12 protein-coding genes are annotated in these 14,486 nt (G+C 65.2%); 7 read left to right on the forward strand and 5 right to left on the reverse strand.

Annotation, left to right across the window (positions count from 1 at the left end; all coding sequences use genetic code 11):
- Nucleotides 1-34 precede the first annotated feature (34 nt).
- The 5 genes from HDG33_RS37540 to HDG33_RS22065 all read right to left on the reverse strand — a co-directional run bounded on the left by HDG33_RS37540 (nucleotide 35) and on the right by HDG33_RS22065 (nucleotide 5,318).
- Nucleotides 35-232, reverse strand: coding sequence for a hypothetical protein (locus tag HDG33_RS37540; protein ID WP_260330560.1), 198 nt, complete (start codon nucleotides 230-232; stop codon nucleotides 35-37).
- A 136-nt stretch (nucleotides 233-368) separates the two neighbouring features.
- Complete coding sequence (locus tag HDG33_RS22050) at nucleotides 369-1,121, reverse strand: AAA family ATPase (RefSeq protein ID WP_184033294.1); 753 nt, start codon at nucleotides 1,119-1,121, stop codon at nucleotides 369-371.
- Nucleotides 1,122-1,130: 9 nt separating this feature from the next.
- Nucleotides 1,131-2,627 carry a tryptophanase gene (locus HDG33_RS22055; RefSeq protein ID WP_260330561.1) on the reverse strand — a complete coding sequence of 499 codons (1,497 nt, stop codon included), beginning with the start codon at nucleotides 2,625-2,627 and terminating at the stop codon, nucleotides 1,131-1,133.
- The gene (locus tag HDG33_RS22060; RefSeq protein WP_184033301.1) at nucleotides 2,627-4,159 is read right to left on the reverse strand and encodes a B12-binding domain-containing radical SAM protein; all 1,533 of its coding nucleotides are present in this window, start codon (nucleotides 4,157-4,159) and stop codon (nucleotides 2,627-2,629) included. Before HDG33_RS22060 ends, HDG33_RS22055 begins: the two co-directional genes overlap by 1 nt.
- A 49-nt stretch (nucleotides 4,160-4,208) precedes the next feature.
- On the reverse strand, nucleotides 4,209-5,318 hold the full coding sequence (locus HDG33_RS22065; protein WP_184033304.1) for a hypothetical protein: 1,110 nt from the start codon (nucleotides 5,316-5,318) through the stop codon (nucleotides 4,209-4,211).
- A 527-nt stretch (nucleotides 5,319-5,845) separates the two neighbouring features.
- Between HDG33_RS22065 and HDG33_RS22070 the strand changes: the two genes are divergently transcribed.
- The 7 genes from HDG33_RS22070 to HDG33_RS22100 all read left to right on the forward strand — a co-directional run bounded on the left by HDG33_RS22070 (nucleotide 5,846) and on the right by HDG33_RS22100 (nucleotide 14,467).
- Nucleotides 5,846-6,616: a Coq4 family protein gene (locus tag HDG33_RS22070; RefSeq protein WP_184033306.1), complete on the forward strand. Its 771-nt coding sequence runs from the start codon at nucleotides 5,846-5,848 to the stop codon at nucleotides 6,614-6,616.
- 17 nt (nucleotides 6,617-6,633) lie between these two features.
- Complete coding sequence (locus HDG33_RS22075) at nucleotides 6,634-6,963, forward strand: acyl carrier protein (RefSeq protein ID WP_184033308.1); 330 nt, start codon at nucleotides 6,634-6,636, stop codon at nucleotides 6,961-6,963.
- An 86-nt stretch (nucleotides 6,964-7,049) separates the two neighbouring features.
- The gene (locus tag HDG33_RS22080) at nucleotides 7,050-7,877 is read left to right on the forward strand and encodes a hypothetical protein (protein WP_260330553.1); all 828 of its coding nucleotides are present in this window, start codon (nucleotides 7,050-7,052) and stop codon (nucleotides 7,875-7,877) included.
- Between the two features lie 26 nt (nucleotides 7,878-7,903).
- A complete protein-coding gene (locus HDG33_RS22085) occupies nucleotides 7,904-8,986 on the forward strand; it encodes an SDR family oxidoreductase (protein WP_184033312.1) in 1,083 nt (360 codons plus the stop codon).
- 18 nt (nucleotides 8,987-9,004) lie between these two features.
- The gene (locus HDG33_RS22090) at nucleotides 9,005-10,666 is read left to right on the forward strand and encodes a nucleotidyltransferase domain-containing protein (protein WP_184033314.1); all 1,662 of its coding nucleotides are present in this window, start codon (nucleotides 9,005-9,007) and stop codon (nucleotides 10,664-10,666) included.
- A gap of 15 nt (nucleotides 10,667-10,681) precedes the next feature.
- Entirely contained in the window at nucleotides 10,682-13,426 is a 2,745-nt protein-coding gene (locus HDG33_RS22095) for a phosphoenolpyruvate synthase (protein WP_184033316.1), read from the forward strand.
- A gap of 51 nt (nucleotides 13,427-13,477) precedes the next feature.
- Nucleotides 13,478-14,467: a fatty acid desaturase gene (locus tag HDG33_RS22100; RefSeq protein WP_184033318.1), complete on the forward strand. Its 990-nt coding sequence runs from the start codon at nucleotides 13,478-13,480 to the stop codon at nucleotides 14,465-14,467.
- Nucleotides 14,468-14,486 lie beyond the last annotated feature (19 nt).

Genomic DNA, 14,486 nt, shown 5'->3' on the forward strand with positions numbered 1-14,486 from the left:
AGGTCACAGCTCCCAGGCGATGCAGAGCGAGGCACTAGTTCACCCTCCCGACCCACCGCAATACCGAGCGTCCTTGCGCGGTCAGACGCCCTCGCGCGTATCCAGACGCGAGCTTTTCCAGAAATACAAGTTGGCGCTCGCACAACGCGTCGAGATCGCCGGGATCGAAATTTTCTGGACGGGGGTTTGTCTCGAGAAGCATGAGCGTTGCGATCTCATGTGGGCTAAGCATCGTCGTCTCCCTGGCTCTGATGTTCCATGCATCATGGTCCTTCCTCGAAGGATAGATGCTCATCAAAACGTGTCGACGCGCATTTTGTCGCATACCTCGATGCCCGAATCCGGCTTCCCGGGCACAAGTCGAAGCCTCAGCATGCCGCCACGCTTCGTGTAGGACATTCCGCCCCGAGAGAGCCCAACCGCCCCGCAACACGGTCGATAGCCACGAGATGACTGAGTGCCTGACAGAACGTCTCGTCGAGACTCCGCTCCGCATCCAGCGCGACCACGCCGTTGACCTCGAACACGGCGCGGTAGGCCGCCACCTGACGCGTCAGAAAGCTCATCGGCGGCGGCTGGTCGTTCTCGTCGCTCCTTGCCCGCACGCGACGGTGTGAAGTCGCGCCGGAAACGTTCAGACCAAAGGCGACATCGGGACGCAGCAAATGACCAGCGATGCTGCGGAGCACAGGCGCAGTCTCAGCGGGATCGGAACGCGTGCCGATTTCAGCCTGAGAGGTGAACACGTAGCGGTCGCAGAAAACGACGTCGCCGCGTTCCAGTGCCGGTATGACCGTGTCGGTCAGATGCTGGACGAGGTCTCCCATGATGGACAGCAGAATGCCCAGCATGTCGACGCGCCGTCGGTTTACGTCGAGTCCGGAACCGGCGCTCGATGTATGCCAGTGGCTGTCCACCATATCCCGGAACAGCGCATCTTTGCGGATCCTACGGGTCGGCGTAAACGTCGTCACGCAGTTGAGCCCCGCACGCGTGCACGCGCTTTCGAGCCGTTCCATCAGTGACGACTTCCCCGCCCCATCCACACCGCACAACGTGACCAGAACCCCCGGATAAGCATGCGGTTTGAGCTCGAGCGTTTCGAAGACAGCATTCGACATGAAATCACCTCAGACCATAACTTCCCGAGACTCCGCGAGCATCTCGTCGCGGTCCTCGATCGGCGCGAGGACCGCGGTGAAGTGCTTGAGCATCGACGGTGCCGAGACGATGCGCATTCCCCGGATCGTATCGCGTCGTTGGTAGACCCGGATCAACGCGGCGGCAGCCGCCGCGAGGTGGCTATCGGTGTAGACGCGGCGAGGAATGGCCAGCCTCAGCAGTTCCAGCCTCGGGGCGCTGACAGTGCCCGTCGACGGATCTTCTTTCAGGAACGCCAACGAGCCCAGACCGACGGCGCGCACGCCGCCCTCCAGATAAAGCTCGGCAGCCAGCGCCTCGGCCGGGAACTGCGAGCGCGGCAGGTGCGGCAGGAAGGCGGCCGCATCGACGTACACCGCGTGTCCACCGGTCGGTCTCAGTATCGGAACGCCGCCGGCAAGCAGCGTGTCCCCTAGCCGTTCGACCTGACCTACGCGGTGTTGCAGGTATCGGTCGTCGACCATCTCGCGCAGACCGATCGCGAGTGCCTCGAGATCGCGGCCCGCCATCCCTCCGTAGGTGACGAAACCTTCGTGCAGCACGAGCAGCGGCACGACCTGCTCATAGAGCGTGCGCGACCGTGTCGCGAGCAAGCCGCCGATGTTGACCAGCGCATCCTTTTTGCAGCTGAACGTGCAGCCCTCGGCATAGGAAAACTGCTCCTTCAGAATTTCCGCCACGGACCGGTTCGCATAGCCGCTCTCGCGCTGCTGGATGAAGTAAGCATTCTCCGCGCAGCGCGCCGCATCGAAGTAGACCGGAATCGCAAACTCATCGGCCAACGCCCTCACCGCGCGCAGGTTCGCCATCGATACCGGCTGGCCGCCGCCCGCGTTGTTCGTCAGCGAGACCATGATCAGCGGGACATTGTCGCGCCCTTCGCTCTCGATCACGTTGCGCAGCTTCTGCACATCCACGTCGCCCTTGAACGGGTGCTCGACAGCGGGTTGGTAGCCGATTTCGGCGACGCACGGTATCGCGGTCCCGCCGGCAATCGATACGTGTGCCTCGGTCGAATCGAACGGCGCGTTGAATGGCACCACCTGGCCTGGGCGCACGAGGGTCCGGAACAGGAAGTGTTCGGCCGGCCGGCCCTGATGGGTCGGCAATACGTAGTCGAAGCCGAGCATGTCCCGCACGGCCTGCGTCAACTTCGTGAAACTGCGGGAACCGGCATATGATTCGTCGCCGATCATGATGCCGGCCCACTGGTTCGCGCTCATCGCGGAGGTGCCGCTGTCCGTCATCAGATCGATGTAGACGTCGTCTGCTTCGAGGCGAAAGACGTTGTACCCGGCGGCGACAAGCCGCGCCTGCCGTTGCTCGCGGTCGATAAGCCTGATCGGCTCGACCATCTTGATCCTGTACGGCTCAGGCTGGCTGTTTTCTAAAAGCATGCACTCCTCCTGGGTTGAAAGTACGCAGGCCACTGGACGACTGGCCGCTTCGGGCATCGCACACCGCATCAGGCACTTTGCTCGATCGGCACAACCTCGATCGGTGCCCAATCCGCATCGCCGCCGGCCGCGGACGTGCGGTGACAACCGCGAGCGTCGTGGGCCGCTTCGAAGCGTTTCTCGATCCGGTTCAGGATCGACCAATACGCGCCCCGTTCGCCTTGCGCGATCGCTTCGACCAGCGCGTCGTTCGCGTTGTAGTTGAACAGACTCGCGTTGGTCCCGAAGAACCGCCGATCATTGCCGATCAGATCGGCAATGAATTGCTGCGGGTCCGGGCCCAATGCGGTCGGCAGATAGAACACCGGATGCAGCAGATCGTCGTTGCCTTCGATATGGCCGTGAAGATTCGGATTTCCGACGCGCAGGCCTTCGCGGCGAATCATCTGCTCGAGCTCGGTGCCGGGGAAAATCCTCAGCCCGACCGTCACCGAAACGCGCTCCGGATCGACCCGCTTGATGAACTCGATCGTCTCGCGCGCGGTTTCCTGCGTCTCGCCGGGGGCGCCGAACAGCAGCTCGATGATGTGCTCGAGGCCGTGGCGCTTCGCCGTATTGACCGCATGCTCGATGTCGTGGGCGCTAAAGGTGCGGCGCAGTATCTTCAGCATCGTTTCGCTGGCGGTGTCGACGCCGAAGTTCATGCCGACGCAACCGGCTGCTTTCATCGCGGCCGCGAGTTCATCGGGAAACGGCCGCGGCATACCGTACGCATACCACTGGATCTTGCCGGCGAGCCCGTGCCGGATGATGGCCGCGCACAGCGCAAGAGGATGCGCGACGCTCAGATTGAATTCCGAGTCGTTGATGTGAAAGACGTTGACCCCGCGTTCTTCGAGCGATGCCATCTCGGCGACGACATCATCGGGTTCGCGCATGCGCACCGTGCGGCCTTTGATCAGCGGCTCGACGCAATAGATGCAGGAGCGATTGCAACCGCGCTTCGTTTCGATGCCGATCTGGCCGCCTTTGGCGAAGTAGTGGGGGTTGTCGACCAGCTCGCGTTTATGAGGCCCGATGCTGGCCAGCGGTCCGCATGCGTTCGGGGCGAGCGGCGTAGCGCGCACCCCGGCCGTATCGCGGTACACCACGCCGGGTATGTGCGTGAAACTCCTGCCTTCTTCGAGGCAGGTCAGCAGCTCGGGAAAGCTGAATTCGCCTTCCCTGACGATGCCGAAGTCGGCGTCGAGGTAAGCAAGCAGTTTTTCCGGCATCACCGAGTAGCCCGCGCCGCCCATCACGACCGGAACCGCGCGCGCGCGCCGAAGCAACGCGACGATGTCCCTGATTCTGTCGAGAAAGCTGTAGCCGCTGGAAAAATAGACGTCGTCGGTATTTCGCAGCGTCACCCCCCAGTAATCCGGCGCGGCGGTGCGGCAGTGCGCGGCAATGGCCGCCTCGCAATCGTCGGAGAAGCACAGGTCGAGCAAATCGAGCTCGAACCCGGCTCGCTCCATCGGCGCCGACAGGTAGTCGAACGCAATCGGCGCAATCGCCGGTTTGATCTGGTTCGTGTTGACGAAGGTGACGCGCTTGGCCATGTTCGATCGGTCTCGGTGGAAAGGTTCGCGAGGGCTCGTAGGAGTGCGCCTAGACGGCGACGTCGATGGACATCTTCTGACCCGCGCGGGCCACCGTCATCTCGCTCATGAAATCACCGAACCGATGCATCATCACCGCCGCGAGGTGCTTCGCCTTGTCCTCGCAGTCGGAGAATGCATAGAAGCCCGGACCCGCGCTGCTCATCCCCGCGTACACCGCGCCCTCGCGTTGCATCGTCTCGTCGAACTCACGCATCACGTCGGTCCGGAAAATGCCTTCGAGCACCTTCATGTTGCTCATGCTGTTGAGTTCCCAGCCGTGCTTCAGAAACGCGAACAGGTCGTTGCGATGCAGTGCCGGCCGCAATTTCTGTTCGATGAAGTTGCGCCACGCGATGCCGTAGCGCTTCTGCCACTCGACAAAATGCGTCGGCACGAAGCCCGCCTCGGTGGTGCCGGACATGTCCGCGCCTTCGCCATGGGCGCGCAGCGCTTCGGTCGATAGCGTGTCGTAGTTGCCAACGGCGGTGGTCACCCACAGGTTTTCCGAACTCAGGTTGCCGAGAAAACGGCCGTTGCCGTGCTTCTCGTCGACCCAGACCAGACCGCCGAAGAACAGGCACGCTTCGCCGACGCCGGTCTCCAGTCCGAAATACACGTGCTCGTCATCCTTCGCGGTCTCGACGTAGTTGCGGGTGATCATTTCCCACATGTCGTGCGGCGAAAACGGTGAGCCGAACAACGCGTTCAAGCCGGCGAGCGTCGCGGTATTGAACGAGACATTCGAGCCGAAGCCGCTGTGCTGGTGCTGGATGCTGCGCACCCGATCGACGCGGATGTCGTCACGTGCGTAGCCGACGGCTCGCTTGAACAACTCGAGCATGTGCCGCCCGCTCGGCACGTCGCAGCCGCCCTCGCCATTCGTCGTCTTCGTGACGGTGATCCGGTGTCCGACCGTGCTCGTCGATACGCCGAGTCCGCCGCCGCCGAAGCCGGGCGCCATTTGCATAAAGTCGAATACCGCGAAGTGAAGGCGCCCTGGCACCGAGACCTCGGCACGATCGTAGCTCGGTACCGCGTCGCGCTCCCAGTGCGGCAGCACAGTCAGATTCGCGCCCGGCAGGAACTGCCCCGCTTTCGCCTTCCATGCCTGATTCATTGCTCTACCTCCATCCTCGTGAGTTCTACGAATTTCAAAGCGCACCAGCCATTGTTCGCGCTCCTAGTGCACTGTTCGTGCCAGGCATTCTTTTGCAGCGCGACGTGAGTCCTCGTCAGAAGCAATGACGCAAGCGGGCAGCCAGATTTCAAGGGGCAGCGCGATACATCCGCACGTTTAGATGTTTGGACGTCGGCATGCGTACCGGGCCAGTATCGAATGTCCCGCAGTCGATCCCCAACCAACAGATGCGCTTCACGTGTTGGCTCGGCACCGACATCCAGCAGGTTGCGAGGGGCTCCTCCCGAACGTGCGTCGGCAAATCGCAGACTCCGCTTCAATCCACGCGATACCCGCGCCGGCCTTTTGAGATCTGGCCACTTCGGTCCGTTCTTGCAGGGGACGAGGACGACTTTTGTGCTGCCCGCGAATGACTGGCACGAACCCTGCAAAAAGCGTCCACAGGTAGTGGCATGAGTCGATCGCCACTCGTGACTCGCCCTCTTGATCTTTGCCGGGAGCCGCAGATGACAGCAACCTTGAAGGACGACGCGCTGGCGCGACGCCACATCGATTGGCCGCGCGCCTTGCGGGCGATCAAGGCGTTGAGGGCGAACGTAGACGATATTCAGCATGCCTACGAAGTGATGATCGCGCTCGACGGCGGCCAGATGGAGGCGATGTACCAGCGTTTTCTCGGCGAGCCCGGCGCCGGCGCGCTGCTTGCCGAGCAGCCGTCACTGCTCGGCACGCTCGCGGATTCCGACACGCTGCTGCGCTTGCCGCCGGGATCGTTCGGCCGCGCTTACATGGCGATGATGGAGCACAGCGGCTACAGCGCCGATGGTCTGCTGCAGGCGAGCCGGCTGGCCGCGGGCCTCGAAGAAATCCTCCCCGGCCCGGACCGTCAGTGGTTCATCGAGCGCAGCGGCTGCATTCATGACCTGCTGCACGTGTTGACGGGCTATGGCCAGGACTGGGCCGGCGAGACCTCGCTTCTCGCATTCGACTGCGGGCTCGAACCGATGCGCGCGCGCGTCGTGGGTCTGCTCGGCACCGCGCTGACCGCGCCGTGGTGGCCGAACTTCTGGGTCCATCGTTTTCTGCGCCGCGCGTGGCTGCGTGGCAAGCGCGCGCGCATTCCCCTTTCCTACCGCTGGGAAGAAGCGTTGCAGCGGCCACTTGAATCCGTCCGCCTGGAGCTGGCGATCGAGCCTGTCGCGCTCGCGCATCCACAGGGCATCCTGGCCGGCGGCCAGACACTGCCGTGGCGCTACGCCGCGTCGAGCAACGCGTGAACGGAAAGGGATCCAGCATGGCCAGCACATCGAAAAATGCGTCGACGCGCAACACCGTATTCGGAGTCGTACGCACGCAGTTACTGCGCGTCTGCCGCGAGCATCAGCGTGACTTCAACACTGAGATTCATCTCGACAGTTCGCTGATCGCCGATCTTGGCCTCGACTCGTTGTCGCTCGTCGAAGCCGTGGTCGCAATCGAGCAGGCGTTTGGCATCGAGCGTCTGCCTCTGGAAGCGTTGAACGAAGAACGCGCCGAAGCGTATTTCACGGTCGGCTCGCTAGTGGACCTGTGCATCCGGCACGCGGCGGTCCGTATAGACGCCAATGAGGGGTTGCGCACATGAGCCCGCGCCTTTCGCTGGCCACCGCGCATGCGAGACGTGGCCGGCTTGCCGCCGCGGCAGCCGCTTTCGGCAACACGCTCGGCCGCTTGCCTCTGGCGGCCGAGGCGGTGCCGATCGCCGGCGCGTTCGTCTGCTCGCTGCTGCTATACGGACGGATAGCCGGCGTCGCCATTGAACCGGGCTGGCGCTTGCTGGCCGGTCTTGCGTCGTTTTTTTTGCTGTTCGTCCAGCTTCGCCTGATCGACGACCTCGACGACCTCGAACGCGACTATCCCGCCGGGCACGCGCTGTTGGCGCGACGCGAGGCGCGACGCACACGCCTCGTCGCCAGCCTCGCGACAAGCGCGATGCTGCTCGTTGCGCTGAACACCGGCATGGGGCACGCGAGGACGGCCGCCGCTGCCGCCACCGCACTGGCCTTCGCTGCGCCGTTCGTCTTCAAGCGGCTGCTCCCGACCCACCCGCTGCCGTGCCTACCCGTTTTCGAGGGCGCGCCCTTCGCCATCTTCATGTACGGCTTTTTCTTGTGGCGCGACGTTGCTGGGCGCGAACTGAGCTTCTACGTCGTGGTGTGCGTAGCGGGTTCGATGTGGACCGGCTACGAGTTCTGGAAGTTCTCGCGCAAGGTCGGCACCACCGCACTGCAGCCCTATCTCCTGTCGGCGCGCGCCATTCGGGTCGCGCTGAATGCCCTGCTGATTCTGGCGCTCGGCATCAACGTGTCGCTTTCGCGCCTGGCAAGCCTGTCGCAAACGTACGCGATCTATGCCGCAACGCTGCCGCTCGTGTGGCTCGTCTGGCTCAACGCGAGCTGGCCGGGCCCCGCGAGCAGGCAGGGCCGGCCACGCTGGGCTGGCACCCGCTTCATCGTCGCCGTCGAGCTTGGACTGCTGGCCGGGCTTCTCCTCAAATGACACGCAACCCTAAATGGTCACCCACGATGGATAAGCACGTTCTCGTCACCGGTGCGCGAGGTCTGTTGGGCGCCGAAGTGATCGCCCGGCTGACGGCAATCGGGTACCCGGTCGTCGCATTCTTGCGCTCCGATGGACCGGTTGTCCGCAACGACGGCACACCGCTCGCGGCAACACCGTACGGCGGCCACACACCCGCTGCCGGAACCTTCGCATGTGTGCGGGGCGACGTCGCCGAGTCGCGGCTTGGGCTCGATCCGCACACGTACGAGGCACTGCGCGCGGCAACCGGCGCGATCGTCCACTGTGCCGCGCTAACCAGCTTCGGGCGCAAGCCCGAGGTCTACGACGCGATCAACTTTCGCGGCACCGAGCGCATCGTCGAGTTCGCGCAAGGTAGCGGCGACGCGCCGATTCCGCTGCTCTACGTGAGCACCGCCTATGTCTGCGGCGAGCGCCCCGGCGTGTTCAGCGAGGACGATCTCGAACTCGGTCAGCGTCTGGGCAACCCGTATGAGCAGAGCAAGTACCGCGCGGAACAGTCGGTGCGAGCGGCGATGCGCAGCGGTCTGCCGGCGGCGGTGCTGCGCCCGTCGATCATCGTCGGCGACTCGGCGAGCGGCGTGATCCGCAAGTTCGACACGCTGTACACCGTCGTGCGCCTGACGGCCGCGGGACTCGTGCGCACGATGCCGGGCGACTACGGCGCGACGCTGAACATCGTGCCGATCGACTGGGTCGCGGACTGCGTCGTCGAAGCGCTGGCGAAGTTTCCGCTCGTGCGCGGACGCACGCTGCATCTGACCTCGGGCACGCCGACGACGCTGCGCGAAATCAATGACGTCTGCGCGGAGTTTCCCTCGTTTCACGTGCCTCGCTATGTGCCGCGGCATGTCTTCGACGCCGCCGCGATGAAACCGCTCGAGCGGCGTTACTACGACGAGGTCGTGAAACTGTACGAGTCGTACCTGACGCGCCAGGTGCGCTTTGCACGCGACGCGACCGCCGCGATCCTGCCGGCCCTGCCTCGCGCGACGGGCAAAACGCTGCTGCGCAGGATCTTTCGTTACGGGATCGCGGCGGGCTACTTCGTGCCGCGCACGGCTTGACGCTCAGGGAGCCTAACCATGTTGATGACTGATCCGATGCTCGCCGAGCTCTGGCAAAAAGCGCGGGCCGCGCTCGGCGCCCAGTTCGAACAGCGGGGACCGAGCGCCGTGTTTCTCGAAGGCTCGATCGCCGAAGGCTTCGGCAACGAGCGCTCCGACGTCGACTTCGTCGCGATCGTCGACAGCGGGCTAGAGCCAGCCACGATGCCGTACATCCTGTTCATCGACGGCCGCCGCGTCGAGGTCAGGTTGCTGAGTCCGGCGCGGCTGCGCCGCGAACTCGCGCAGGTTCGCGCAGCGCTTGGCAAAGGCCGGCGCGCGGTCGCGCGTCTGTCGTGGAACCTGCTCGAACGGTGCCAGCGCTTTATCGGCGCGCTGCCGATCGACAACCCGGCGTTGATCGAGACGCTGCAAGCCGAGCTTGGCCGCGAGGCGCTCTGCGAGGCGGTGGCGCTGTGGTTCGAGGATTTCGCGCGTCAGACCGGCCGTTATGCGGTGGCGATGTTCGCGCTCGGCGAGCCCGACTACGCACGCGCCTGGATCAGGACCGCCGCGTTTCATGCGGCGAAGAGTCACGTGGCGCGCCTCGGCGAGTGCTACATGAGCCCGAAATGGCTGTCGCTGCAACTCGAACGCGCGGCCGTCGACGCCGGCCGCGTCGGCCGTCTGTGGAGCCTGCTGCACGCGCCGCGCGAGCATGGCGCCGAAAGCGGGTTCCTCGCGGCGGGGGTCGCGCTGATCCGCGAGTTCGGCGTCGACGGTGTAAGCCTCATGGCCGACAACGTGCTGATTGGCCCCGGCAAGGACACGACGACCTGGCAGATCGGCGAACGGGTCCACGTGCTGCGAGGTAGCGACGTCTTTGCGCTCGACGACGAAGCGACCCAGGCCTGGCGAGCGATCACCTTCGACACGCCATGCACGGCCATCGCCAGCCGTGGCGACGCGCAAGCGGCGAGCCGGCAGCGCGCGCTGATCGCGGACTTCAGCCGGCTGGGTCTCGTCAGCCTGCGCTGGAAGGGCAGCGGAGAAATCCACGCACGTCAGCAGGCGACGTCGACGCCGGTGTCGCGCGCGCCGTTGATTTCGATCGACGGCGCGCGCCTCCCGGGCGGCCGCGCGAGCGGTGCCCAGTTGCTGCCGATGCCCGCCGGGCGCTTCGCCGAAGCGGGTCTCGAGATGATCTGGGCCAACATCGGTCTCGAGAACGCGCGCGAGGACGCCCAGGGCGCACTCCAGCGCGGCCAATGGAAGGTGCTCGAGTACGCGCTGCAACGGATGATGCAGACCGCCTGCATGGTCACGCTCGGCGCGCATGGCGTGACGCCGCAGTCGACGATGGAAGAAGCGACGCTCGACGCGATCCGGCTGCTACCGCTCGATGCGGCGCTGATCGACGGCATCCGCGAACTCGAACAGTGTTCGATCGGATCGGCTCGCGATGCACAGCGCTACGTCGCGCTCGCCGATGAACTCGCGCAGCGTCTGCGCACCCTCGGCGGCGACCCGCAGTTTCCGGCGAGCTTCGATACGGCGTCGGGCTGGCGCGGAACGATCCACGCCGCCTACGACTGGATCAACCTCGGCGCGCATCTCCATGCGCGCTTCCCGCAGACCGCTCACGGCGGGCGCGGTACCGCCGAGGAAGCAAGAGACCTGCTCGCTTCGTCGAGCACCTGAGCAACGGGGACCTCAATGACTTTCGACACCATTACGCGCGCACGCGGCGAATTCGAATCGGCCGAAAGCTGCGCCGCCCCAACAGCATCGCCACGCCTGATCCTGACCGCGGCGAGTCCGGCCGAAACGATCGAGCGGCTCGCCGGCAACAAGGGACGATCGCTCCATCGGCTTGCGAACCTCGGCGTGGCGGTGCCGCACTGGGCGATTCTCGGCACCGACTGCTTCGCGGAGTTCCGCCGCGACGGCGGCCTCGATCAGACCATCGCCGCGCTATTGCGCGACTTCACGCCTGCGAACGCCGCCGCGATCGCGAGCGCGATCCGCGAGGCCGTGCTGACGTGCGACATCAGCGCCGCGTTGCGCGCCGACATCGCACGCGCGCGCGACATCATTGGAGACCGACCCCTCGCGGTGCGCTCGTCCGGCATCGAAGAAGACAGCGCGAGCTTCTCGTTCGCAGGCCAGTTCGACACGTTCCTCGACGTCCGCGGGCTCGACTCGACGCTCGAACACGTACGCCGGTGCTGGGCTTCCGCGTATTCCGAGCGCTCGCTGCGCTACCGGCATCAGCACGGACTCGATATCGCCGGCGCCGGTATGGCCGTGATCCTGCAGCGCCTCGTTCAGGCGGACACGAGCGGCGTCGTGTTCACGATCAACCCGGCCAACGGCAACCGCGACGAGCTCGTGCTGAGCGCCGTCTACGGGCTCGGCGAGGGACTCGTGTCGGGCGCGGTCGACGCCGACACGATCACCGTGGACCGCCACACCGGACAGCCCAGGCAGGTGGTGATCGGTGAAAAACACGAGCGTCATGACGGCCGCCACATCCGTGAGGTGCCGGCCGCGCTGCGCAACGCAGCGGCCCTCTCTAACGACGAGATCGAGCGCGTCGTGGCGGCGGCCCGCACGCTCGAAAGCGAGCTCGGCGAGCCGCTCGATATCGAATGGTGTATCGCGGAGCACCAGCTGTGGATTCTGCAGGCGCGCCCCGTGACCACGCCGATCGCACCGGCCCCCTCGCGGAGCGGCGAATTTCAGCTGTGGGACAACTCCAACATCGTCGAGAACTATCCCGGCGTGACGACGCAACTGACCTTCACCTTCGCGCAGCACGTCTATGCGCAGGTGTTCCGCGAGTTCTGCCGGCTGCTCGCGATTCCGCACAAGCAGCGGCGCGAGATGGATGGCTTCCTCGGCTCGACGCTCGCGTTCCTGAACGGGCGCGTGTACTACAACCTGCTGCACTGGTACAAGCTTTCCGGGCTCGCGCCGTTCCAAAACCTCGGGCGCAAGATGATGGAAGTCCAGATGGGCGTCGACGAGCCGCTCGATCTGGCGAGCTTCGCCGCGCTGATCGCGCCGTACAAGACCGGCTCGCGCGCCGGACTCGCCTGCATCCGGGCCTTGAGCAGCACGAAGTTCGCGTGGCACTTCGCGCGTCTCGCGCGCAACGTCGAGCGCTTCCGCGCGTTTTTCTATCCGGTCTACGACGAGTTCAACGCGCTCGACTATCGCTCGCTTCCCGCCGACGCCGTCTATGCGCACTACTGCCGCTTCGAGCAGGCGCTGCTAGCACGCTGGGGCATGATGATCGTGCTCGAGTCGGCGATCGGGCTCAGTTACGGCGTCGTCCGGCGGCTGATCAAGCGGTGGATGCCCGGTGCGCCCGACTGGCTCGAAGTGGCGGTGATCGGCGGCATGGACGACATCGAGTCGATCGAGCCGGTCCGCAGGCTGAGCGCGATTGCGCAAGCCGTGCGGGCGAAGCCTCAGGTCGAAGCGCTGATCCGCAACACGCCGTCTGCCGTTGCGTATGCGGCGCTGCGCGGATGCGGCGCGCCCGAGATCGTCGCCGACATCGAGCGCTACCTCGCCGACTTCGCGTACCGCAGCAACAACGAACTGAAGCTCGAAGAGCCCGATCTGCGCGAAGACCCGGGCGTGCTGTTCGATATGTTGAAGGCCGCGCTCGCGCATGGTGCCGCGTCGATCGATCGCAGCGCCACCGAAGCGCACATCGACGCGTTGTTGCGTGAGCGGCTCAATCCGCTGCAGCGCTGGATTTTTGCACGCGCGCGCGGCCGCGTGCGCGCCGCGATCCGGGCGCGCGAGACCGTGCGCTTTTGCCGTTCGCGCGCGTTCGGGGTCGCGCGCCGGATGTTCCGCGCAATCGGCGAGGGTCTCGCCGCCGACGGCGTGCTGGCGACGGGCCGCGACATCTTCCATCTGCGCCTCGAGGAAATTCGCGGGTGCTTCGAAGGCACCGTCTCCCACCGCGAACTGCGCCCGCTCATCGAGCAGCGCAAGCGCGACGATGCCAGCTATCGCGACATGGCTGACCTGCCGCCACGCTTCGTCACGCATGGCCCGGTGGCGGCCTGGCTCAGCAACCCGGCGAACCTCGCCGCGTTGCGCGCGGCGCCTGCCCACGCGGCCGGCGCGACGCTGCGCGGCACGCCCTGCTCGCCGGGCTTCGCCGAAGGACGGGCGAAGGTGGTGCGCGAAGCGAACGAGTTCGACGGCGGCATCCTCGTCACCTATCGGACCGACCCCGGCTGGGTGCCCGTATTCGCGTCGGCGACCGGGCTGCTGATCGAGCGTGGCAGTCCGTTGACCCACGCCGCGATCGTCGCCCGCGAAATCGGCATCCCGACCGTCGTCCAGATTCCGGGCCTCACCACGCGCGTGCAGTCGGGCATGCAGCTCAAGGTCGATGGCCATAGCGGCGTGATCGAACTGCCCGAGCCGACCTGACATGAATTGACCGCCCGCTGACCACTGAAACCGCCCCTGAAGGAAACCGCCATGTACCGCCTGCTCAACGATCGTCGCGACCTGCCGCATCTGCGGCTCTACCTCCAGTGCGCGCTGATATTCATTCCCGCCGCAGCCGTGCTGTTTGGGCTCGGCCGCTTTCCCTGGTGGCTGGGCGTTGCATACGTGCTGGTCTGGAACGCGTTCGGCGACCGTTTCACGATGAGCTACCACTGCACGCTGCATCGGCGGCTCTTCAGGAAGCAGTACCGGGCGCTCGAGATCCTGCTCGACTGGGTGCTGTGTCCGTTCTTCGGTCAGACGCCGGGCACGTTCTATGTCCATCACATGGGCATGCATCACATCGACGACAACCTGCCACGCGACCTGAGCTCCACGATGCGGTTTCAGCGCGATAGCGTCATCGGCTTTCTGCACTACTACCTGCGCTTCGCCGCGCTGGTGCCGCTCGATCTGTCCGTCTATCTGTGGCGCTCGCGCAATACGAAGCTGATCAGGCAACTACTCGTGGGTGAGGTCGCGTTCTACGCGGCGGTTGCCGCCGCCGCGTACTGGAACCTGCGGGCGACGCTGGTCGTGTTCGTGTTTCCGTTCGTGTTCGTGCGGCTGATGATGATGATCGGCAACTGGGTCCAGCACGCGTTCATCGACCCCGATCAGCCTGACAACCCGTACACGAGCAGCACCAATACGATCGACTCGCGTTTCAATGCGCGCGTCTTCAACGCCGGTTATCACATCTACCACCACGTCCGCAAAGGCACGCACTTCAGCGAGCTCACGAAGGAATTCGCGGCGAACCTCGAGAAGTACGGTCGCGAGGACGCGGTCGTGTTCGATCGCATCGACATCGCGCAGATCTGGCTGCTGCTCGTCACGCGCCAGCACCGCAAGCTCGCCACGCATTTCGTGCGCTTGCCGGGCGCGCCGGTGCGCAGCGACGACGAGGTGATCGCGCTGCTGCGTCGCCGTCTGCAGCCGATCCGCGACTGGACGCCCGCTGCTTCGCTCGATCACTGAATCTCGATTACCTGACCGG

The organism is Paraburkholderia sp. Cpub6 (genome assembly GCF_014201065.1).
Lineage (GTDB): Bacteria > Pseudomonadota > Gammaproteobacteria > Burkholderiales > Burkholderiaceae > Paraburkholderia > Paraburkholderia tuberum.

Coding starts and splice junctions, on each gene's coding strand:
- HDG33_RS22060 (WP_184033301.1), bottom strand. CDS start 4,159: ATGGCCAAGCGCGTCACCTTCGTCAACACGAACCAGATCAAACCGGCG.
- HDG33_RS22050 (WP_184033294.1), bottom strand. CDS start 1,121: ATGTCGAATGCTGTCTTCGAAACGCTCGAGCTCAAACCGCATGCTTAT.
- HDG33_RS22070 (WP_184033306.1), top strand. CDS start 5,846: ATGACAGCAACCTTGAAGGACGACGCGCTGGCGCGACGCCACATCGAT.
- HDG33_RS22095 (WP_184033316.1), top strand. CDS start 10,682: ATGACTTTCGACACCATTACGCGCGCACGCGGCGAATTCGAATCGGCC.
- HDG33_RS22100 (WP_184033318.1), top strand. CDS start 13,478: ATGTACCGCCTGCTCAACGATCGTCGCGACCTGCCGCATCTGCGGCTC.
- HDG33_RS37540 (WP_260330560.1), bottom strand. CDS start 232: ATGCTTAGCCCACATGAGATCGCAACGCTCATGCTTCTCGAGACAAAC.
- HDG33_RS22075 (WP_184033308.1), top strand. CDS start 6,634: ATGGCCAGCACATCGAAAAATGCGTCGACGCGCAACACCGTATTCGGA.
- HDG33_RS22085 (WP_184033312.1), top strand. CDS start 7,904: ATGGATAAGCACGTTCTCGTCACCGGTGCGCGAGGTCTGTTGGGCGCC.
- HDG33_RS22055 (WP_260330561.1), bottom strand. CDS start 2,627: ATGCGGTGTGCGATGCCCGAAGCGGCCAGTCGTCCAGTGGCCTGCGTA.
- HDG33_RS22065 (WP_184033304.1), bottom strand. CDS start 5,318: ATGAATCAGGCATGGAAGGCGAAAGCGGGGCAGTTCCTGCCGGGCGCG.
- HDG33_RS22090 (WP_184033314.1), top strand. CDS start 9,005: ATGTTGATGACTGATCCGATGCTCGCCGAGCTCTGGCAAAAAGCGCGG.